This window comes from Devosia sp. WQ 349K1 (genome assembly GCF_016595685.1).
GTDB lineage: Bacteria > Pseudomonadota > Alphaproteobacteria > Rhizobiales > Devosiaceae > Devosia.
The window spans coordinates 75,588-96,901 of the sequence record NZ_JAENGO010000002.1 but is presented as its reverse complement, the minus strand read 5'-3'; the positions used below and the strand labels follow the sequence as shown (position 1 = coordinate 96,901).

At 58.5% G+C, this 21,314-nt stretch carries 17 protein-coding genes; 4 read left to right on the top strand and 13 right to left on the bottom strand.

The window, feature by feature from the left end; translation table 11 throughout:
- Position 1: 1 nt before the first annotated feature.
- The 5 genes from JHL21_RS05685 to JHL21_RS05665 all read right to left on the bottom strand — a co-directional run bounded on the left by JHL21_RS05685 (position 2) and on the right by JHL21_RS05665 (position 7,798).
- Positions 2-883 (bottom strand): ABC transporter permease, encoded by an 882-nt coding sequence (locus JHL21_RS05685; protein ID WP_199532293.1) that lies wholly within the window; start codon positions 881-883, stop codon positions 2-4.
- Entirely contained in the window at positions 880-1,809 is a 930-nt protein-coding gene (locus JHL21_RS05680; protein WP_199532294.1) for an ABC transporter permease, read from the bottom strand. Before JHL21_RS05680 ends, JHL21_RS05685 begins: the two co-directional genes overlap by 4 nt.
- A gap of 13 nt (positions 1,810-1,822) precedes the next feature.
- Positions 1,823-3,577 carry an ABC transporter ATP-binding protein gene (locus JHL21_RS05675; protein WP_200212418.1) on the bottom strand — a complete coding sequence of 585 codons (1,755 nt, stop codon included), beginning with the start codon at positions 3,575-3,577 and terminating at the stop codon, positions 1,823-1,825.
- A 66-nt stretch (positions 3,578-3,643) separates the two neighbouring features.
- The gene (locus JHL21_RS05670) at positions 3,644-5,242 is read right to left on the bottom strand and encodes an ABC transporter substrate-binding protein (RefSeq protein ID WP_200212416.1); all 1,599 of its coding nucleotides are present in this window, start codon (positions 5,240-5,242) and stop codon (positions 3,644-3,646) included.
- A 192-nt stretch (positions 5,243-5,434) separates the two neighbouring features.
- Entirely contained in the window at positions 5,435-7,798 is a 2,364-nt protein-coding gene (locus JHL21_RS05665) for a transketolase (protein WP_200212414.1), read from the bottom strand.
- Positions 7,799-7,911: 113 nt separating this feature from the next.
- Here JHL21_RS05665 and JHL21_RS05660 point away from each other — a divergent pair, with 113 nt between their 5' ends.
- Positions 7,912-8,388, top strand: a complete 477-nt coding sequence (locus JHL21_RS05660) for an Lrp/AsnC family transcriptional regulator (RefSeq protein ID WP_200212412.1) — start codon at positions 7,912-7,914, stop codon at positions 8,386-8,388.
- A 695-nt stretch (positions 8,389-9,083) separates the two neighbouring features.
- On the opposite strand, the gene JHL21_RS05655 is transcribed toward JHL21_RS05660, so the two are convergent.
- From JHL21_RS05655 to JHL21_RS05640, 4 genes are all read right to left on the bottom strand, one after another.
- Entirely contained in the window at positions 9,084-9,998 is a 915-nt protein-coding gene (locus tag JHL21_RS05655) for a hypothetical protein (RefSeq protein WP_200212410.1), read from the bottom strand.
- Positions 9,999-10,370: 372 nt separating this feature from the next.
- The gene (locus JHL21_RS05650) at positions 10,371-11,603 is read right to left on the bottom strand and encodes an MFS transporter (RefSeq protein WP_200212408.1); all 1,233 of its coding nucleotides are present in this window, start codon (positions 11,601-11,603) and stop codon (positions 10,371-10,373) included.
- Positions 11,604-12,186: 583 nt separating this feature from the next.
- Entirely contained in the window at positions 12,187-14,196 is a 2,010-nt protein-coding gene (locus tag JHL21_RS05645) for a S8 family serine peptidase (protein WP_200212406.1), read from the bottom strand.
- 404 nt (positions 14,197-14,600) lie between these two features.
- Positions 14,601-15,365 (bottom strand): DeoR/GlpR family DNA-binding transcription regulator, encoded by a 765-nt coding sequence (locus JHL21_RS05640; protein WP_200212404.1) that lies wholly within the window; start codon positions 15,363-15,365, stop codon positions 14,601-14,603.
- 80 nt (positions 15,366-15,445) lie between these two features.
- Between JHL21_RS05640 and JHL21_RS05635 the strand changes: the two genes are divergently transcribed.
- Positions 15,446-16,594: an MFS transporter gene (locus JHL21_RS05635; protein WP_200212402.1), complete on the top strand. Its 1,149-nt coding sequence runs from the start codon at positions 15,446-15,448 to the stop codon at positions 16,592-16,594.
- 325 nt (positions 16,595-16,919) lie between these two features.
- Here JHL21_RS05635 and JHL21_RS05630 read toward each other — a convergent pair whose 3' ends face one another.
- The 3 genes from JHL21_RS05630 to JHL21_RS05620 all read right to left on the bottom strand — a co-directional run bounded on the left by JHL21_RS05630 (position 16,920) and on the right by JHL21_RS05620 (position 18,903).
- Positions 16,920-17,366, bottom strand: a complete 447-nt coding sequence (locus JHL21_RS05630; RefSeq protein WP_200212400.1) for a DoxX family protein — start codon at positions 17,364-17,366, stop codon at positions 16,920-16,922.
- Between the two features lie 92 nt (positions 17,367-17,458).
- Entirely contained in the window at positions 17,459-17,773 is a 315-nt protein-coding gene (locus JHL21_RS05625; protein WP_200212399.1) for a hypothetical protein, read from the bottom strand.
- 170 nt (positions 17,774-17,943) lie between these two features.
- Positions 17,944-18,903: a metallophosphoesterase gene (locus tag JHL21_RS05620; protein WP_169195675.1), complete on the bottom strand. Its 960-nt coding sequence runs from the start codon at positions 18,901-18,903 to the stop codon at positions 17,944-17,946.
- A 45-nt stretch (positions 18,904-18,948) separates the two neighbouring features.
- On the opposite strand from JHL21_RS05620, the gene JHL21_RS05615 reads away from it, so the two are divergent.
- Entirely contained in the window at positions 18,949-19,422 is a 474-nt protein-coding gene (locus JHL21_RS05615; protein WP_248306013.1) for an NUDIX domain-containing protein, read from the top strand.
- 21 nt (positions 19,423-19,443) lie between these two features.
- On the opposite strand, the gene JHL21_RS05610 is transcribed toward JHL21_RS05615, so the two are convergent.
- Complete coding sequence (locus JHL21_RS05610; protein ID WP_169195674.1) at positions 19,444-20,403, bottom strand: glutathione S-transferase family protein; 960 nt, start codon at positions 20,401-20,403, stop codon at positions 19,444-19,446.
- 346 nt (positions 20,404-20,749) lie between these two features.
- Here JHL21_RS05610 and JHL21_RS05605 point away from each other — a divergent pair, with 346 nt between their 5' ends.
- On the top strand, positions 20,750-21,298 hold the full coding sequence (locus tag JHL21_RS05605) for a GNAT family N-acetyltransferase (RefSeq protein WP_169195673.1): 549 nt from the start codon (positions 20,750-20,752) through the stop codon (positions 21,296-21,298).
- The last annotated feature ends 16 nt before the right edge of the window (positions 21,299-21,314 follow it).

Here is a 21,314-nt window from a genome sequence, read left to right as displayed (position 1 = left end):
ATTAACGGCCTTTCAGGGTCGGATCGAGGGCGTCTCGCAGACCATCGCCAAACAGCGAGGTGGCGAGAACGGTGATAGCAAGGGCTGCCGTGGGGAACACGGCGAGGTGCCAATAGAAGAACATGAAGTTGATGCCTTCATTGATCATCTGACCCCAGGTGGGGGTTGGCGGGGGAACACCAATTCCAAGGAAGCTCAATGAGGCTTCGAGCATCATGGCGAGGGGGATCGCAAGCACGAAACCGACAATGATCGGGCTAATGGAATTTGGAATGAGATGGCGACGGATGATGTACCAAGGGGAAGCTCCGAGGGCCTCGGCGGCGCGGACAAATTCCTTCTCGCGCGATGCCTTCACCTGGGCGCGGACGAGTAGGCAGACTTGCACCCAGCCAAAGAGCGCCGCGATGGCGACAATGGTGGGATAGCCGCCACGGGTGAGGGCACCCAAGAGCATGGCGGCGAGCAGCGGCGGAACAACCGAGAAGAGCTCGATGATACGCATGATGACCCAATCGACTTTGCCGCCGAAATAGCCTGCCAAAGCGCCAAGGGGAATTCCTATAAGGACGGAAAACCCAGCCGCAATAAAGCCGATGGAGAGCGAGACGCGCGCGCCATAGACGATGCGGGTGTAAAAATCGCGCCCGAGATTATCAATTCCCATCCAATGCTCGGGGGAAGGGAAGGCGAGGGCTTGGGTGAGAAAGAGCTGCGCTTCGGGTTCGACGGGGGTCATGATCGGGGCGAAGATCGCCATCCAGATCAGCACTACCATGACGATGCCACCGACGAGGGCGGCTTTGTTTGAGCTAAAGCGCATCCAAGCGAACCAGAGGGGGCTGCGGTTGCTCGCTGGCGGTGGGGTTAGGATGTCGGTCATTGGCTGCCTCCTACGCGGATACGCGGATTGATCAGCGCATAGACGATGTCCGAGAGCAGATAGGCGATGCAGTACATGAAGGTGATCATGAGCATGAGCGCCATCTCGAGCGGATAATCGCGGTTCTGGATCGAGGAGACGAAGTATGACCCAAGGCCGGGCACGCGGAACATGGCTTCGACAAAGATCGAGCCTGTTGCTGTGCCAATGAACATAGGGAGGAAGACGGTCACCAGTGGAATGGCCGAATTGCGCAGCACGTGCTGGAAGATGATTTTTCGCTCGGAAAGGCCCTTGGCGCGCAACACGTTGACGAAGGGCTTACTCAGGGTGTCGAGCATGGCAGAGCGGGTGTAGCGCGCGTATGTGGCGAGCGGAATTGCGGCATAGGCAATGACAGGGAGAACCCAGCGATTGGGATGGGGCCAACCGCTCGCCGGAAACCATTTGAGCCATACTGCAAACACCAAAATCAGCAGCATTGAGGTGACGAACACCGGAATGGTCAGGCCGATGGTCGCGACAGCAGAGGCCACATAGTCGATCCAGGTGTTGCGATTGAGCGCTGCCGCCATGCCCAAAAGAATGCCCAAGGGCGCGCCGACCACAACGCCGAGGCCCCCCAAGACAAGGCTGGGGACCCAAGCGCGGGAGAGCAATTGCAGCACGCTCTCACCGGGGCTTTGATAGGGCACGCCGAAATCGAGATGGAGCACGCCCCACATGTATTTGAAGTATTGCACGTAGAGCGGCTGATCGAGCCCAAGCTGGGCCATAAGCTTTTCGCGGACGGCGGCGGAGACCGGCATGTCGTTGGCGTCGAACGGGCCGCCGGGGACAGCGTGCATCATGAAGAAGATGATCAGCGACACCACGATGAAGGTGAACGCAACTGAGACGAGGCGGCGCAGGATATAGCTCAGCATGGTCGCTCCTCCTTTACGTCGTCACAATCGCTTCGACCCGGTGGCCGGGCGCGATGGTGACGAGTTGCGGGGTTTTGTTCGGCGCGGCGCCGGTTTGAATGACGGTAAAGCGTGGGGTGCGAGCGGCGATCTCTTCCGCTGTTAGGAATGTGCGGCTGCGTTTGTCACGCGGATTAGTGGCCGGGACGGCGTCAAGCAGGGCCTGCGTATAGGGATGTTGGGCATCGGCAAAAATGCGCTCAGTTGGTGCCTCTTCGATAACGCGCCCCTTATACATAACGACCACGCTGTCGGTGAGGGACTTCACTGTCGAGAGGTCGTGGCTGATGAAGAGGATGGATAGGCCCATCTCCGCTTGCAGCTGTTTGAGAAGCCCAATGATCTGGGCTTTGACGGTGACGTCGAGCGCTGATGTCGGCTCGTCGGCAACGAGGACGTCCGGCTCCAAGATGAGGGCGCGGGCAATGGCGACGCGCTGGCGTTGGCCGCCGGAAAGCTCATGGGGGTAGCGGGTGGCAAAGCTCCGGTCGAGGCCGACGCGCTCAAGCCAAGCAATGGCTTTCTCAGCCTGTTCTTTTGGGGTGCCCAGCTGATGAATATGGAGAGGCTCGGCAATGATCTGCGTCAGCGTCATCATCGGGTCGAGCGCTGAGTAGCTGTCTTGGAAGACAACCTGCATTTTCTTGCGCCACGCCTTGAGGTCGGCGGGGGGGAGCGAAGAGATGTCGGTGCCGTGCAAGAGGATTTGCCCAGCGGTGGAATCGAGGAGGCGTAGCGCCATCATGCCGGTGGTGGTTTTGCCTGAACCGCTTTCGCCCACTACGGCAACGATGCGGTTTTTCGGCAGGACGAGGTCCACTTTTTGGACGGCGTTGAAATCGGAATATTCAGTGCGAAACCCGCTGCGGCGGCGGATGCGATAGGTTTTCTGAACGCCCTTTAGTTCAAGTGCCGGGGTCTCATCATCGCTGCCGCGCGACGGCTCGAAACTGGAATGAAGCGAGGCTAAGAGTTGCTTGGTATACGCTTGTTCCGGCGCATCAAAAATCTGCTGCACGGAGCCTTGTTCGACCACTTCGCCGCGATACATGACCAGCACACGATCGACGGTTTCGGCGATGACGCCCAGATCGTGGGTGATCATGATCAGGGCCATGCCAAACTCGGCCTGAACTTTCTTTATGAGTTCGAGGATCTGGGCCTGAATGGTGACGTCGAGCGCGGTGGTGGGCTCGTCCGCGATCAGAACTTTGGGTCGGCAAGAGAGTGCCATGGCGATCATAGCGCGCTGCAACATGCCGCCCGAAAGCTGGTGGGGGTAATAATTGACGACATCCGCTGCGTTTTTGATTTCGACGCGGCGCAGGAGGTCTTCGGCTTCCGCCAGAGCCTGCTTCTTGGGCAGGTTTCGGTGGGCCTGAATGGTTTCGGCGATCTGGTGGCCGATGGTGAAAACGGGGTCAAACGCCGTCATCGGATCTTGGAAGATCATGGAGGCAAAGTGACCGCGAAGGCGCGCCAGATCTTCCTTATTGGCTTTGGTGACGTCGATGCCGCCGAGTATGAGTTTTGTGGCACTCACCTCTGCGGTGGCGGGTAGTAAGCGCATGAGAGCGCTGCAGCTCACGGATTTCCCTGATCCACTCTCGCCCACGATACCGAGGCTTTCGCCTTCGTCGAGCGTGAAATTGACGCCACGAACAGCATCAATTTTGCCGCCGTATTGACGGAAACTGACGCGCAGGTCTTCGATTTCGATGAGGGGCATGGGCTGACCTAACTGGGCTAGCGTCCCTCGGCACGAGGAACCAAGGGACGCTAGGATGCTGCTGGATTACTTCGTCAGGTGCGTGAAGAAGTAGTGGCCAAGGCGGTCAAGCGGGGTGAAGCCAAGAGAGTTTGGCTGCGAGGCTTCGCCGCCCAAATCGCCAGAGATCACAGCAGTGGTAATCGGGTGCACCAGCGGCACGATCAGGCCCTGATCGATCATGACCTGTTCGGCCTGAGCGTAGAGATCGTAGCGGGTATCCCAGTCGCTTTCGGCGTCAGCCTTGGCGACGAGCGCGTCATATTCCGGCACGAAGTAGCCATGACGGCCACCATTGTAGAAGATGCCGTAGAAGTTTGACGGATCGAGATAGTCATATTCATACGGGGCGATGAAGATGTTGTTCTTCTTGCCACGCAGGCCGTCCATCCATTCAGCGCCGGGGAGCTGACGGATTGAGACGGTGATGTTGAGGTGTTCCTTCAATTCAGCCTGAAGGTACTGCGCCATAGCCGGAACAATAGCGCCGTTATAGCCGCCCTCTTCACGAATCCAGATGTCGACATTGGGGAAGCCTTCTCCGTTCGGGAAGCCTGCATCGGCGAGATGCTTTTTGGCCTTTTCGGGGTCGAAAGTTGCCTGTGCGACGACGTCTGGATTGTAGCCAGGATAGCCCGGGGGCAGGATTGACCCGGCTGGGATGGCGATGTCCTTGAGAACGGTGGACGTCAGCTCAGCACGGTCAACTGCGTGGTAGAAGGCGCGGCGGACGTCGACATTGTTGAAGGGTTCGGCGTCCAAATCATAGGAAATGTAGGACGTTGCGAACACGGCGTTCTTGCGGATGCCGTCAGGATTGGTCGCGGTGGCGACGGGGACCTGTCCGGTGTTGAGGAAGGTGTAATCCGCATCGCCCGCGAGGAAGGCCGGCAGGCCAACTTCTGGCGCGCCAATGGTCGGATCCACTTCGAGGCGATCGACCTGTGCCTGCCATGGACCGGTGTAGGTCGGGGATTTTACGAAGACGACAGAATTGTTCGACTTCTCCCAGCTCTCGACCGAGAACGGACCGGAGGACACAACGTTTTCGACATTGAGGGCCCAATCGTCGCCGAACTTATCCTGCTGGTGCTTTGGCACCGGATACCAGAGGCTGGTGACGGATGGGAAATAGGGTTTTGGTGCGACGGTGGTGATCTCGATGGTCAGATCATCGACAGCTTTGACGGCCAGTTCGGAAGCGTCAGCGCCTTCGGTGACTTCCTTCCAGCCCTTGATCCCGCCAGCAAAATCCCAATACCAAGCAAAGTCATAGCCCGAATTGGCTGCACGCTGGAGCGAGAAAACAAAGTCTTCCGAGGTCAGAGGTTCACCATCGGACCAAACGAGGCCGGGGCGCAGCTTGAAGGTCCAGGTGAGGCCATCCTCCGATTGGCTCCAGCTTTCCGCTGCCATCGGAACAAGCTCAAATTCCTTATCGAAAGTAGCGATCGGAATTTGCAGGAGTTCAGCGAAGGTGGCGCGGTCATAGACCGTCTTCATGTAGTCCATGTAGGTGCCGGTGGTCGATTGGCCCGGTGCCACAATGGTGGTTTGGGCCAAGGCCGGCATGGTCAACGCTGTTGCGACGGCCAGTGCGCCTACCAATTTCGGTAGAATGTGCATGAGCTCCCTCCTTCTCGAAGCTTGATGTCGTTCCCTGAAGTCCGGCGCATCTTTGCGCTCGTGCTTGGTTCGTCTGTCCCTTCCAAACGAACCAATTGACATATGTCTGACAAATGAAATCGACGCTGACAAGCGTATTTCTAGGAAACGATTGCAATAGAGGGGCCGTGTTTATTGCCTGGCCAGTTCGCCTCAAAATGAGGCGAACTGCTTTGCTGCACGAACAATATCGTCGGATGAAATGCCGAAGTGGCGGTAAAGGTCCTGAACCGTGCCGGTTTGACCAAAGTGCTCGACGCCGAGCGCTATGGTGCGGTGGCCACAGACGCTGCCGATCCACGAGAGCGTTGCTGGATGGGCGTCAATCGCGGTGACGATGCCGATTTTATTGGGCACTTGGGCCAGCAGCTGCTCGATATGGCTCGGCGTGTGGTCGCCATGCATGCGGGCGCGCACTGAGCCCTGCCAGCCCGCGTTGAGGCGGTCGGCGGAGGTGATGGCGAGCACGGCAACATTGCGTCGGTCGCCGCCCAATCGTGCCGCCGCTTCAATGGCTTCGCTGGCCAGCACGCCTTGATAGGCCAGCACAACCTCGCATTGCGGCGTTGGTGGATTGAGCCAATAGGCACCGCGGATAATGCCTTCGCTGAGGGCTGGTGTAACGGGGCGGGGTGGCTGCTCGAGCGTGCGGGTCGAGAGGCGCAGATAGACCGAGCCGCCGGTGACGTCGCGCGGCCAATCTGCGAGGTCAGGGCGAGCATCGCCCGTGCGTTGCATGTAGTCAAAAGCCCAATCGGTGATGATCGCCAGCTCGTCGGCAAAGGCTGGCTCAAAGCTGGCGAGACCATCCTGCGCCATGCCGATCAGTGGCGAGGCGATGGACTGGTGGGCGCCGCCTTCACCCGCCAAGGAAACGCCGGAAGGCGTCGCGACCAGCAGGAAGCGAGCGTCCTGGTAGCAGGCATAATTGAGCGCATCGAGGCCGCGCGAAATGAACGGATCGTAGAGTGTCCCGACGGGGAGCAGGCGTTCGCCAAAGAGCGAATGCGAGAGCCCTGCCGCGCCGAGCATGAGGAAGAGGTTCATCTCGGCAATGCCGAGTTCCATGTGCTGGCCTGAGGGGGTGAAGCGCCATTTCTGCGTCGAGGGGATGGCCTCTTTTTGGAAGAGGTCGACCTTCTCTTTGGGGGCAAAGAGATTGCGCCGGTTGACCCAAGCGCCAAGGCCAGTTGAGACGGTGACGTCAGGCGAGGTGGTGATAATGCGTTCGGACAAGGCGCTGTCAGATTTCGCATAGGCGTCGAGAATTTTGGCAAATGCGGCTTGAGTGGAGGTCGCGCCTGTGCCGAGGAACTGGGGGCCAATGGTGGGGACAGCGGCCGAGGAGAGACGGCGTGAGGCCTTGGTGTTGAAGGGGACTGCGTCCAAGAAGGACTGAAGTTCTTCAGGATTTTCAAGACCTTCAAAGCGGTCCCACTCATGCCCGTCGCGGATTTTGTGCGCAGCGCGGAGCTGCTCAATCTGGGCCGACGTCATCTGCCCTGCGTGATTGTCCTTATGCCCCGCGAGCGGAGTGCCCCAGCCCTTCACCGTATAGGCGATGAAGACGGTGGGTGTATCCGAGCCTGCGGCGTTGAACTGCTCCAGCAAGCTCTCGGCGCAGTGGCCGCCGAGATTGGCCATGAGTTCGGCAAGCTCAGCATCAGAACGGCGAGCGAGGAGGGCGGAGACTTCGCCCTGATCGCCGATGGCATCGGTGAGGCGCTCGCGCCAAGCCGCGCCGCCCCGGAACATCAGCGCCGAATAGAGATCATTGGGGCAATTATCGATCCAGGACTTGAGCTTATCGCCGCCGGGTTCGGCAAAGGCGGCGCGTTGAAGGGCACCATATTTCAAGGTGACGACCGTCCAGCCGAAGGCCTGGAAGATAGCTTCGATGCGGTCGTAAAGCCCTTCGCGGACAACACCATCAAGGCTTTGGCGGTTGTAATCGATGATCCACCAGCAATTGCGCAGCCCGTGCTTCCAGCCTTCGAGCAGGCATTCGTAGATATTGCCTTCGTCGAGTTCGGCATCCCCGGCGAGTGCGATCATCCGCCCTTCGGGGCGGTCGGTCTTGGCCCAAGATTTGGCGCGGACATAATCTTGGATCAGCGAGGCAAAGGCGGTGAAGGCAACGCCAAGGCCCACGGAGCCGGTGGAAACATCAACGTCTGCGGTGTCTTTGGTGCGGGACGGGTAGGACTGTGCGCCTCCGAAGGCTCTGAAATCAATGAGCTTTTGCTTTTCCTGTCGGCCCATCAAATATTGGATGGCGTGAAAGATCGGCGCCGCGTGCGGTTTTACGGCGACACGATCTTCAGGCTTCAATACGCCGAAATAGAGGGTCGAGAGCAGCATGGCCATGGAAGCCGAGCTGGCCTGATGCCCGCCCACTTTAACGCCGTCGACATTGGGCCGGATGTGATTGGCGTGATGCACCATCCAACTGGCAAGCCAGAGAGATTTCTTGTTCAGTGCTTCAATGGCCGCAATGCGATCCGAACCTAGTGTCATTGGCTTGTCCTCCCATAATGTCTGACATTATGCTCTGTTCATGGACGGTTTCCGCCTATCTCGCCCTCTAAGGCGATTGTTAGCGCAGGAAATCGCAAGTTCTGGAGATAATCTTGGCAGAATTCGCCAAACGAGAGATCGATCCAATCGACAACAAAATCTTGCGTGCGTTGCAGGAGGATGGGCGCATTACAGTGCAGGCATTGTCCGAGCGGGTGGGCATTTCGCCCTCGCCCTGTCTGCGGCGGGTGCGGCAGCTGGAGGAGGCCGGGATTATCTCCGGCTATGGGGCGAGCATTGATCCCAAGGCGGTGGGGCTGCCCGTTTCGGTGTTCATCTCGATTAAACTCGAACAGCAGCGGGCGCAAAATCTCGACGACTTTGGCGCGGCCATCAGTCGGTGGCCGGAGGTGATGGACTGCTATCTAATGACGGGCAAGTTCGACTTTCTCATGCGCGTGGTTTGCGCCGATCTGGAAGCCTATGAGACTTTCCTGCGCAAACGGCTGACGCAGCTCGACGGCGTCGCCTCGATCGAGAGCAGTTTTTCGCTGGGGGCAGTGAAGAGTTCGCGCGTGTTGCCGATTTAGGGGCGCCAATTGGCACATCATGGGCATTCTGCTGGCCTTTATGGGCACGAGCATGGGCGCGGAGGTGGCGGTTTGGGGCGCGAGAAAGGGGCGCAAAGGCGGAAAAGATCGCGCCGCCAAGGGGGCGGCCTTTTTTGGTGGGAGGCGCTCGGCGCGGAGTGAGGGGCAGGGGGCTCCCATGATGGGCGTGGTTTTGGCGGCGGGGATTTCTTGGCACGCTTGGGCGGTGGTGAGGATCACCGGTGACGGGTGACTTCTGTCATCGCAGGTGTGCGCTCGCGTGGCTCGGCCCCCTTGGGTATGACCCAAGCAGACTATACCTGAACGTGCTCAGGAGTGAGTAGGAGCGGGTTTGGAGGAAAGCCCCCACCCGGCCTCGCCCGAATACGGGGGAGGGGAAGAAATGTGTGTGGGGCCGGAGGTACAGTGCCCTCGGCTCAGGGCCGAGGGTGACGGCCGGTGGGGAATGCGCCGGTGTAAGGGGGGCTGGTTTCGCCCCCATTTCCGTCCTTCGGCGGTCACCACGCAAAGCTCGAAAGCGGCCGGAATCCACCGAGCAGAAGGCGCCGATTAACGGGTGGAGTTCCGCGCAAGCGAGAATGGCCCCAGTATGGTTCTAAGCTCATGATTGCGAATAGTACGGAAGCGCTGATGGCTGTGGTCAGGTAGGGCTTGCGTCGACCATTTGGAGGACTTCAGCGGCGTTCAAGATGAGGAGACGAAAGCCCATACTTGTTCACAAGATCGTCGGACTTAAGAACTCGAATCAAAATATCGTCTGCCTCAGACTTTCTGGCTGCGTTCATGATGCGATCGATTTGTTCCGGTGCGAACCGACCATCTAACACCAGGACCAGGATGCCAGATGTCTTAGGGTGTATGATCTCGCGCGCGGCGGAAATGTAAGAGCGCAACTGATCTTGCCCGTCTCGAAGCCGCCGCATGAATTCGCCCTGCGGACGAATTAATTTGATCTCTGCAATGAAAGGGCCTGAAGGTCCCTCAATTATTCCGTCAACGCGAGCCATGCGGCCGCCTGCCATTGGGAACGCTGCGTCTCTGCGAATTGGGCTCTGAAACTCGTTCTGCAATTCCTGCATCACAAGACCTTCGATCATATAGGCATACGCAGCGAAATCCGACGGACTGGATTCATTTTTCCTCGGCATGGACAGCGGCTGTGACGGCTTCACGCTGCCGGGGGCTTCTGCCCGGTTTACCTCATCCGATTTTGTAAGAACGCCCTCCGCAACATCTTTTTCAGTCTGATCTCCCTCTTTACCAAGAAGGGGGTCTGAGTTGTCTTCCGCAGTTTGGCCTTCTGCAATGTACTTCTTGCCGATTGCAACTGGATCACCTGACGTCAGGAAACTTTCGTCGGTCCGGAAATCTGAGGGACTATATAGTTTCCGGTGATGCCACGTTACTAAGTACAGAAACGCAAACAGGATTGCGACGGGAAATCCGATGATAAACCACACCAAGCGCTCTTGATTGTCAGGAGTAAGTTTATCTACGGATGCACCGAGAAGGAGAGCCGAAATCCCGTAAATCAACGAGATAAATAACGCGATGATGCCGAGAGGGTTTCGCGCGCTGAGATTCTTCATGCCGGTGTTCCATTGCTGACAATAAAATTTACGTTAATGCCTGTGAGCAGTACGTACTTCCACATCCTCCAAGACACAACGGCCCATTGCTGCTCTCGCCTTGTTGCTCGCTGGCTTCGCAATGGCCGCCTCCTTGCCGTGGTTATTACGAGGCTTATTTCTTGCCACGAGCCGGGTTCAATCGGTGGCGAGAGCTAATACGCCTAGTGTGACGTCAGCTTTTACCCAATCCGATCCAGAACCGGACATTCTGCAAACCACCCCGCTTCGGTCACTAAAACTTTGGACCAAAATATCCAACAGCTGCCGTCCATGGGCCCTGCCGTTGGAGATGTCGGCCTGCGGTAATCCATAAAATGGAACCTTGCCGGATTAGTTACCCGGCGTATCGGGCACCCTTACTGCCTGCACCAGCTGTTTACGCATGAGCAAGAATGGAAGGACAGGGACGATCCCTAAGGCGCAGGCGCCGAACCAGTATGCGTGAAGGTCAAGCACGCCTGTCGTGTAGATGAAACCCGACAGTAATCCGAGCACGGCGAAGCCATCAAGCAGCGGTAGCGTTGCCGCATAGAACACAGCCTGAGATCTTACTGAGATGCGCATCTGCACGAGCGAAAAGTAAGCGGCGAAGGCAACCATTTCTGGAATTCCGCCAGCGATTAGGACCGCTATAGCCCACTTCTGATCAGGTATAAATGCTAGCGCCATCGTGCTTAGCGCCTCAAACAGGCTCGCCAGAAGATACGCGAGCAGCAGAGCCTGAAGGCTAAGTAAGCGCTTGCTCAGAAAACTTGCCAACACGGCTCCCAGCAGTGCTCCCACTCCTTGCGCCGCCAATAATAGCGTCCACTGTTCGGGAGCGAGGCGGAACTGATCTTTGTTGAGCCAGAACAAGAATGGCGTCAGGGCTCCCACGGCAATCATGTAACCCAATGCGGGAATAACCAAAGCCCAAAGCATTCTGTCGTTGAGCATCGCGAGCAGATCTGCGCCGAAGGTATTCGCCTCCTCTTGGCGTAGTACTTTGCCGTCACCCGAAATGCGCCCTAAGGAAAAAGTTAGGAGAAGCAACGCGACCAACTGCCCCGTCGCGATGATGAAAAATGTTCCATGCACACCTGCCGCTGGAATGAGGCCCCCGGCGATTGGTGGGCCGAAGATTTTTGCTCCGCGATCTATGGCCTGAAATACGGTATTGGCTTCCATGTTTTTGCCGGAGGGGACGACTGCTCCAAGCAGCGTCAGCTGAGCAGGGGATACAATCCCGTCCGCTACTCCGATGAAAAACACTAGAACCTGAAATACGAAAAGATCTTCAGAAAACGGCAGTGTGCCACCGGAAACGACCATGACGCCGATACCGAAAATGGCCGATGACCTTGCGCCAACACGGCGTATCAAACCCGCCAATAGCGGGCCCAGCACAATTCTTGGGAGCAAGCGCAGCGCGATACTCCCGATCATTTCAGGGCCTGCGCCAAACTTCATGGCAACGAGGATGGGAATGGCCGCCGTGAGCATCCAAGAGGACACGGTATAGCACCCAGAAGCCATAGAGAGGCTTTTGAACTGGGGATCACCCCAGATATTCGGAATGTTCATTGTTAACCCCAGTTAACAAACATGGTCATTGCGGCGCCATCGCTGGCATCGCGACACAGTGAGCTAAGGGTCCGAGCAGTCGGACCTGCGGGGTATAGACAAGGACCCCGCTACGCGGGGCTCAACAGGTCAGTCGGTGGGGTTCCGGGCACATAACACGACATTAGTCGTTGCTATTGTGACACGCAACGACCGAGTGATCTGTGTCGATAGTCGTCACGCCCTAGCCAATTGCTGGCAGTCCACTAGCCGGCCCAGTTTCGTCGTCTTGGTTGCGGCGGTAGAACTCTGGATCCGCGGGGCTGGCCCGGGGATGACGGGGTGGAGGGCGTTGGGGAGCTGAGAGGGAGCGGAGCGGGTTTGGAGCAGGGCCCCCACCCGGCCTCCCCCGCATACGGGGGAGGGGAAGAACTGTGTGTGGGGCCGGAAGTGCAGTGCCCTCGGCTCTGGGCCGAGGCTGATGGTTGGTGGGGAGTGCGCCGGTGTAAGAGGGTATGGTTGGTTTCGGACGTTCGCGATTGGAGGACGACCGCCTAAAACCAGTCCTTCCTAGTAAAAAATGTCGAGTGACGCTTCCTTACACTTAGAAAGCGACACGTATTCCAGCGTTCGCTGCGTGGGAGATTGCTTCTCCTTGAAGCTGTAGGCCGTAGCTCGCAGACCATGACGCGCCAGAAGTAGTCGATCCGTTGAGGCTAAGGGTTGCGTTCAAACGGGAACGGTTCTGATCGGCATCGGCAGTGTCTGAAATAGCCCGGCCCAGTAGGCTGGCCCCTGAGGCCATTTGCGCATCGCCGACAATATGGGTGTACCCCAGATCGAGAGAGGTGGTGAGCGCGCGCTCGTCAAACAGTATGGGTAAGCTTTCTAGTCGGGCACCAATACCCAACTCAGCTTGTTGATGGCTTATGGCCGCGAGATCGAGATTAAAGACACCCGCGCCTGTTTCCAGTGCGTCGGCCATTGCGTGGTGGCGAACCAGCAAGGAGCCATAGGGAGACACTGAACCCACATTGGCTATGTCAAACCGACGACCGATTTGTGTGCTGGCTTCTAGTCCATAGCCGGCGATATTGAGGTTGGCTTGTGCAGTTGCGCTTGTCCCGCTGGTGCCCGCGATGGCGCCGCGGCTGACCGACTGAGAAAAGCCAGCGATTTGAGCGGTGCTGGTCGCGAACCAATCATTCTCAGACCAGTGGCTATAGATCCCTAGGTGTAGATTTTGCGACTGGGCCGAATTGTCTAAGCCCGTCTGATAGGTGCTGGCGCTTGTGTAGCCTGCACCAATGCCAAGGGTGAGGGTATCAGTTGCGAAGAGATCGACGCCGACAAGCCCGCCGAGGACCTGATTGGTGTGCCCTGGGGCATACTCCGAGCTATAGATTGGGTTGAACCAGAGTTGAGTGGGGGGAGGCGTTACGATGGCATCGTCAATTGCCAAACTCGCAGCGCTCTTAGGCTCTGGTGAGTAGGCATTCGGCAGGACAGGGCTTGCGTAGGTCAGGCCGGCAGCAGCGCGAGCACGCATGGCGTTGGACACATCAGCCATAGCCTTAACGCGCGATTGCGCGGCGCCAGAATAGACATGCGCAGTTGTTGGGTCGATGGCGTCGACCACGTTGCGCAAATTGAGCAGGCCCCAGCCATACACAGAATCCACGCCGGTTACGCCAAGGTCGGTTGCCGTCCGCAGGATTAGGCTCGCGAGCTCAGCGTTCGTGGCTTGAGGGAAAATTTCAGCAGCGACAGCGATTGCGCCGGTTACATGAGGTGTGGCCATCGACGTGCCAGATATTGCTGTGTAGGCGTCATCAGCAGCTTCGTGCGCGGAATAGATGCCATCCGCTCCAACTCCTTCTCCACCTGGGGCGGTAATACACCACATGGCTGCCACGCCGCATTCATTTGCGTAGCTGGCGAGTGTTTTAGTGGGCCCGACCGCTGTTACAGCAAGCCAGTGATTTTGAAGTTCAGGATAAAAATATGGGAGGCCCGCCAGCACACTGGGCTGACTTTGCGCGTAATTGTCTGTGGCGAAGACTTGTAACACACCCAGCCTAGCGCCTTCGCGAAGGGCTGATACCACCGTCGGTCTGACCGTTTCGATCATCGCGCGATCGAAGTCGGTGATCTTGTAGGTACTGCCATTGTAGCGCAGTGACCAAGAGTTGTTGATCAGCCGGATGCCCTGTCGATAGGCCCACGAGTATGCGTCAGCGCCCTCCGCATCGGTATATCCGCCCACAGCCTGAATGCTGTAGATCTGCGCCCCTGGAGCGACCCCTGTGTTTTTCCCGGCTATTGTACCGCTGACGTGTGTCCCGTGGGTTGCTGCTGGCCCAAAAGGCAAAGTGCCGCCGGCCTGATAGCCGCCCAGAAAACGGTCATGGTATTGGTCATGTGTCGCACGTGCTGCTTCGTCATAGACGCCGATGATCGTCCCTTTTCCCGTGTAGCCACGATCAAAGGCATAGTGGCGCCCGATCATGTCGAGCCCCCACAGGGTTTGCGCTGACACTTGCGCAGTGTTCATTGATAGGATGGACACGCCGCAAATTGCGGCGGCGAGCAGATTTCGACGCAACAGGCGCATTATGACCTCCGCACACGGGGATTATCGGAGGAGCTTGCTGGCCGTAGGTGCTGCCAGTGTAAGTGAGGTGTGTTCATCCTGCTTCGAGGCAGGCTTGCGCAGATGAACGGGTGTACGACGCGCATGAAGGCCAGCATTACCGGTGTAATCTTTGCGCTGCCGAGCTCGGTCGCCATAAAGACCTCACTAAAAATCTATAAAATAAAAGCCTTTCTTACCAATCTCTTGTGCGGTTCATCAATACTTGAATACGGAAAAATCCGTATCTGCTCAGATGATCTATCAGTGTGTGGCAGTCACTCAAGGCGTGGCAGGACGACTGCCCGGCCATTTGTGTTGCCGGGGTGTTTGCACGTCGTTGATGGAAGGCTGTCGACGCGATAGCGTTCAGTAGAATGCCAGTGTCATTTGGTGGAGGCGGTCGTCCGCAGGACTTTGATGTCGAGTGCTGCGAAGTCAGACAGATCGCCGACGTCGGCTTCGACAACCAAGTGATCGATGCGGGAGGCGTCGGCCACTTTGAACGGCGCGATTGTGCCCAGCTTGTCCGATGTTGCTGCGATGACAAGCAGGCTGCTCTGCGCCACCAGCGTTCGTTTTACCTCAGCCTCCGCTGCATCAAGGGCCGTGACGCCGATGGCGCTGTCGACGCCGCAGGCACCTAGTATGACCATATCGGCGAAAATCTGGGAGGCTTCGCGGATCGTCTGCGGACCAAGGCAGGCGCCCTTGGCGTGATCAAACTGTCCGCCGAGAACAACGATGGCATGATTGGCATGGCCAGTGAGGGCGACTGCCACGGCCGGAGTGTTGGTGACAATTGTCAGCTTGAGCTCTGGTGGGAGCGCGCGGGCGATAGCCAGATTGGTCGGGCCTGCATCAATGAAGATTGTCTGGCCATCCTTGAGGAGATCAACAGTCGCCAGCGCCAGCGCGGCCTTTGCATCCTCGTGCGACGCCACACGGGTCGTCAGGGAGCCGCTGTCGGGCGAGGGCAAGAGCGCGCCACCATAGACCCTGCGGCAATGCCCCTGCCGTGCCAATTCCCGCAGATCGCGGCGGACCGTATCTTCCGACACGCCGAACTGGGGCGCCAGCGCATTGGCCAGCACCTTGCCGTGACGGGCCAGCTGGGCGCGGATCAGTTCTAGGCGTTCTTCCGTCAGCATAGTGCGCCTTCCTGATTGTGCACGTTCTTGCGGGTTTGTTCTTATTCTGCCATTAGCACAGGTGCATTTTGAGAACAAATATGACCTCTGTTTCCTTATGGCGCCCGAGTGGGCGTAGCGCCACGCGTCTTATTTTCGCTCTTGGGGGCATTGTGCTTGGGGCGTGGGCGCCGCTCGTCCCCGTCGTCAAGCAGCGCCTCGGCGTTGACGAGGGAACACTGGGGCTGTTGCTCTTGTGCATGGGCGTCGGTTCCATTCTTGCCATGCCGCTGACGGCCTATTTGACGTCGCGCTACGGGTGCCGGCAGGTGATCTCGGTTTCCGCTGCCGGATTGTGTTTCGTCCTGCCGCTGTTGGCGACGGGCGGAACTGTGTGGCTGCTGGCGTTGACGCTGGTCGGTTTCGGCATGGTCATGGGGTGCACGTCCGTCGCCATGAATTTGCAGGCCGTTTTGGTCGAGCGGGCGGAAGGAACGGCGTTGATGTCGGGCTTTCATGCCATGTTCAGCCTCGGGGGCATTATCGGCTCGGGGGCAGTGGCGGGGCTGTTGGCGCTCGGGGTGACCCCGCTCGCCGCTTCAGTCGCAGTGTCGGTGGTCATGGCGGGGCTGCTGCTCCTCGCGCGTCCCGGTCTGCTCGAGCGGAGCGAAGACGGCGGGGCCAAGTCGCCGGCCATTGTCATTCCGCAGGGTGTGGTTATCGCCATCGGCGTCCTCAGCCTCTTGGCTATGCTAGCAGAAGGTGGCGTGCTGGACTGGGGGGCCCTGTTCATGATCGAGGCCCACAATGCCGATCTGGGCTTGGCGGGATTTGCCTATACTGCTTTTGCCATCACCATGACCATCGGAAGGCTGATGGGCGACAGGCTGCGAACGACGTTTGGCGACCTGAAAATGTTGATTGGCAGCGCGAGCCTTGCAACGCTCGGTTTTCTTGCCAGCCTATTTCTGCCCACGGCTATCGCAGCACTGGCCGGGTTTCTTCTCGTTGGCGCCGGTATCTCCAACATCGCGCCGATCCTCTTTACCCTCACTGGCAAGACCAAGCGTATGCCGGCCAATCTGGCGGTCGCCTCGGTTCTGACAGTTGGCTATGTGGGTATCATCGCCGGCCCCGCGGCCATCGGTCTCATCGCCCACGCCACCAGCCTGAAGACCGCTTTTCTGCTGCTGTGCGGGGCCATGGTGGTTATCGCGGTGTCGGCGCGGGCCATCCACAGCCGGGTATAGTCGGCGCTGCATGGGAGGCCGAGCGGGGGATGAGGGGGAGGAAGGGCTGAGCATTTGGGGCGTACGGCGCGCGAAAGGGCCCCCACCCGGCCTCCCCCGAATTCGGGGGAGGGGAAGAGGTGTGCTTTCGGCTCAAGGGTGATGGCCGGTGGGAGAGGCTGTCGAGGATGATGGCGGCGTTTGAGCATTTTGCAGTAGCCTCAATACAAGATCGGCAAGCTGGTGAGCGCTGCCATCGCCTGTTCGGCTAAGTGTCGCCGGTGATGGGCGACATCTCGCCAATGCGATCCGGCACAGGGGCTGCGCCGGATCATTGTCGTGAGCGTTAGAATTGACGCCCGAGCTTGGCGTCAATCGAATGGGCGTTCGATCCGCGAATTGCAAAGAAGATGCTCATGCCGAGCCAGAGGATGGACTTTTCAGCGCCAGAGTAGCCCTGTCCCATCGGGATCCAGTGGGCATAAACAGTGACCAGCAAGATCACGCTGGCCGCAATCGCAACGGGTCGCGTGAAAAGACCAATGGCAAGCAGGATGCCGCCGAAAAACTCGGTGGCGGCAAGCAGAGGTGCCCAGAGGACGCCGGGGTAAAAGCCGAGCCCTTCGACCATGGGTACGGCCCGGAACGGGTCCATGATCTTGGGGTAGCCGTGGACCGTGAGAATGAGCCCGCAGATGACGCGCATCAGCGTTTCAGCAAGGGTGTGAAGGCGCGCGTAGATTGGCGTGAGCGCGGGAATGCGCTCGGGAATAGGAGCGTGGATATTCGACATGGGAGTTCTTTCCGGTGTCAGCGCGCAAATTCTCGTCCGTAGGGGACAAGGATTGCGTCCGTAAATTTTGGTGATGAAGGCGCCTGGGGGCGCTAACTCAGGAAAGCTTTTGGTGGGCGGTCTATGCCGCGATCAATTCCGGTTGCCAGGAAGATTTCTCTCGCGGCGAACGGCAGAGCAGCGGCGAGCTTCGGCGCTGCGAGCAGTGCAGAACTGGTCGCGATTGCCTTGCTGGAGCAACATGTCTCACTGGACTTTTGCAAGGGAGTGCACGCGACCGAAACGTCGTGTGCGGTCGTGGCGTCGAGCATCAAGCGTAAACAGGTCGCTGTACCACTCGGCTGGGCGTTCACGGGGAACACGAGGCCAACGACCACCAGAACTATGACGAGAACACGAAAAATCATCACCGGCCTTGTACGGGCCACGGAGAAGGGGAGCAACGGGCTGAGCTACACAAGGTTGTTAGCGCTCATTGCTTAGGGCCTGAGGGTGGTGGGGAAATGTCGGTGAGGTGAGGATAAAGCCCCCACCCGGCCTCCCCCGAATTCGGGGGAGGGGAAGAGCTGCGTGCTCTTTAGTAAATCCGCATTTGCATGCGCATGACGATGTCGGAGCCGATGCGCTGGAAGCCGTATTCGCGCATGGTGCACTGCCAAGTCTCGCCCGCTTTCTCGATGCGGAAAAGATTGTAGCGGGCTGGATCGTCGAGCGTGCCGCCTTGTGCGGCGCTGGCGGCGGCGACGCCGATCACCGGAACCTCATGCCCCTTGCCGGGGATGTGGTGGATGGATGAGCGGTGCGTGTGGCCGTGAAGGACCATTTCAGCGCCTTCTTCGGCGATGACGCGGCGGAAGGTGCGGTGGCCCTTGAGGCCAAAGCTTGGGTGCTGAAGCGCTTGGACGGGTGGGTGGTGGATCATCACCACGCGGAAGTAACCCGCATCGCCGAGAATTTTGAGAAGGCGCGACAGGCGCGCGGCCTGCATATCGTCAAACTTGCCGACGGCCAAGAACGGCGCGGTCGGGACAGCGCTTGAGCAAGAGATGATGGCAACGTCGCCCACACGGCGCACGAAGGGGAAGGCCTGGCCTTCGATGGTCTCGCCCTTGAGATAATCGCCCCATTCGCGCTGCGCGTGCTCAAGCGCGCCGGGGACATAGGCGTCGTGATTGCCGGGGCAGACGGCCGTGGTTTCCGAAGACCCCAACTCGCGCAGCCACTGACCAGCGCGTTCGACCTCGAAGGGCAGCGCCAGATTGGTCATATCGCCAGTGACCGCCGTAAAGTCGGCGTTTTGCTCGCGCATGTGCGCAACAAGTCGCTGCAGGGTTTCGGTGTTCATCTCACCGTGGCGCTTGAGCTTCCAGTTCAGGTAGCCCGTCAGGCGTTTGCCCAAAAGGTCACGCGGTGCCACTTCTGGAAGCGGCGAGAGATGGATGTCTGAAATGTGGGCGAGTGTGATCATCGAGAGGGGTTGTGCCAGAATGAAGCGGCCAAGAAAATGTTCAATCGTGCTTCCACACGATTTTGTCACGCTCAAAGCTCTGCTAGCGATGGGGCAAGTATTGGAGCAAAGCCGATGATGAATGGCCGACAGCGCATGATTGCGCGCATCTTTCTAACCGTAAAAGGCTTTATGCTCCGCATGACTGTCGGTACCCGCGTTATGCTGGTCGATGGCGATAAGGTCTTGCTAATTAAGCATACTTACGTGCCGGGCTGGCAATTTCCGGGCGGTGGCGTCGACCCCGGCGAGACTTTTGAAGAGGCCGGAGTGCGCGAGGCCTTGGAGGAAACGGGCTATCGAGTCGAGGGCCCGATGGAGTTATTTGGTCTTTACCATAATTCCAGTCCGGTGACGAACCGGGACCATGTCGCCTTCTTCGTCTGCAAGAAATTCAGCCACGAATTCGAGCGTAAGCCGGATCGCGAGATCGCAGAGATCGGCTGGTTTGACCGTCGGCAGCTGCCAAATGGGGTGTCGCCAGCGACATCGCAGCGGATCGACGAGTATTTTGACGGCGTCGAAAAGCGGAAAGTGTGGGGCTATTAAGCCCCACGCCGAATTTTACGGTTAACGCAGAAATTCCAGATCAGGCCCGACCGGCACAACGCGGGTTGGGTTGATGGTGATGTGGCTCCAATAATAGTGCGTTTTGATGTGGTCGAGGTCGACCGTTTCCTTGATGCCGGGGACCTCGTAGAGCGCCTTTAAATAGTGCGAGAGGTTGGGGTAGTCGGCGATGCGACGGATGTTGCATTTGAAGTGACCGACATAGACCGCATCAAAGCGTACGAGCGTGGTGAAGAGACGCCAATCGGCTTCGGTGATGGTGTCGCCGGTGAGGTATGAGGTTTCGCCGAGCAGGCCTTCTAGCCAATCGAGGGCTGCAAAGAGTTTTGCTACGGCTTCTTCGTAAGCGGGCTGAGTCGTGGCAAAGCCAGCCTTGTAGACGCCGTTGTTGACCTCGTCATAAATGCGGGCGTTGACCGCATCGATGTCAGCACGCAGGGCTTCGGGATAATAGTCGTCCTCATTGCCGGTCAGCTCGTTAAAGGCCGAGTTGAACATGCGAATGATTTCGCTGCTTTCGTTCGAGACGATGGAATTGGTTTTTGTGTCCCACAAAACTGGAACGGTGACGCGGCCGGTGTAGTCCGGCTTGGCGGCAGCGTAGACCTGCCAGAGGAAGTCTTTGCCTAACAGCGTGTCGCCGGAGGAGCCTTCGTCGGTTTTGAATGACCAGCCGGTTTCGTCTGGCATTTTGGGCGAGACGATGTGGACCGGGATCAAATCTTCAAGGTTTTTGAGCTTGCGGAAGATCAGCGTGCGGTGGGCCCAAGGGCAGGCGAGGGAGACGTAGAGGTGATAGCGGCCTGCTTCGGCTTTAAAGCCCCCTTCGCCGGACGGGCCGGGAGCGCCATCAGCGGTGACCCAATTACGGAAGCCGGATTGCGAGCGGACGAACTTTCCGCCGGTCTTGGAAGTGTCGTACCACTGGGTTGACCACTTGCCATCTATCAACTGTCCCATTGTTCGTCCTTTCGTTCGCCATCGCACGTCCTCAATGAGGCAGGGGATGTGGAGGTTGCTGTGGCCGCAAAGTTAGGGGGAATGAGGGGCGGAGATAAGGGGAGGCAATGGCAACGCACTGTTGTGCATTTGGAACACAAAGGGGCGATGCGAACACAAGACTGTTCGCGACTTCGCATTTTTGTTTACGTGATCGCACACCGGTGCTAATCGGGATTCTAGACGTGGAGGCGTCCAGGATGGTGAAAGTTTTTCAGATGAACCGACGACCCTAGTTGGTCGTTTTTAACGGGTGCCCCGAGCGGGTGGCCCTGTCCTCGTCTGAACATTACTGGACCATTTTCTCATGACCGCTTCTCTTGCGTCCGCTGCCATCACGACTCCTGCTGGCGAAACCCTGTCCCTGCGTGTTGCAACCCCGGCTGACGATGCATTCGTCGATGACCTTCAGGCTCTGGCCTTCGGTCCGGGACGTTTTGCGCGGACGGCTTTCCGGGTGCGTGAGCGTTTCCCGATTGATCCGAGCCTGAGCCTGATTTCGGAAGTCGATGGCGTGCCGTCCGGTTCGGTGTGGATGACCCCGATCAGCGTTGGCGACATGAACGGCTACATGCTTGGGCCGCTGGCAACACACCCGAAATTCCGCAAGCGCGGTGCGGGCAAGCTTTTGGCTTTGGAAGTGTCTAAGCTGGCGCTGTCGCGTGGCGAGGGCAAGTTTGTGCTGCTGGTTGGCGATCAGGACTATTACTGCCCGCTTGGCTGGGAAATCACCACTCCGGGCAATATCGAGTTTCCCGGCCCGGTCGATGTGAGCCGCGTGCTGCTGCTGTCGGATGACAAGGGCCTTGCCAAGACCCTGTCGGGCCGCATCGGTGCGTTCCGCACCGGTCAGTAGGCAGATTTCTGCTGCT